The sequence below is a fragment of the Citrobacter sp. VF227 genome, assembly GCF_052950715.1.
Genome location: NZ_JBRFVF010000107.1, coordinates 1 through 687, shown reverse-complemented (window position 1 = coordinate 687; position 687 = coordinate 1). Strand labels below are relative to the sequence as shown.

General features: G+C 49.6%; 1 protein-coding gene. It reads right to left on the bottom strand.

Annotated features, from left to right (window positions below):
- Window positions 1-75: 75 nt before the first annotated feature.
- Window positions 76-687 (bottom strand): glycosyltransferase (locus ACU8YC_RS25305; protein ID WP_446896004.1); only part of this gene is annotated, 612 nt, incomplete at its 5' end.

Sequence of the window (687 nt, the reverse complement as noted above, 5' to 3'; positions counted from 1 at the left end):
TCCTCCAGATAACTCAGTAACGACGCAAAGTTTTTCTTACTGAAATGCAGACCATCCGAGAACAACACCCGCATTTTACCCTCCGGCTCCATTGATAACCGCATTAATGATATGTTTATATTCCAGGCAGTTTAAATGAACTGACTCCTGCCACGTTATGGCGGTTTTGCGTTTTTCCAGCGCCCCCTCTTTCAGCCGGGCCAGCAGATTGCCCCGGGTAAGCGGGGTAAAATGGAGGCTGACATCCGTCTCAATATCCATCGATAAATGGCGGCCATTGACGTCATCCACAATAAAATCTTTCGCCATCCCCACCGGATTACAGTAAACAGGAACGCCGGCGGCGACCGCTTCCGGTATGTTCGCCGGTCCCCCTTCATAACGGCTTACCATGAGCAACACATCGATTATCTGACAGGCATCAGCCATGACCGGATAAGGTGCGTGCTCAAAGCACAGCGTCTCAAACCCCATTGACTGTAAATAGCCGGCAGTAATCAGTCTGTCGGCCCCGGCCAGCACGAACGAAAACTGGGCCGGATCCAATCGTTTCATTAACTCCAGAAGATAGGCTTCACCTTTGACCTTTCTGGGATAACGGCGGGAAAAAAGACCAATCTGTACTTTTCCATTCCAGTGGCGTGGGGCATTCAGGTTAGGTTTTATATATTCCTCATTGTAACCATG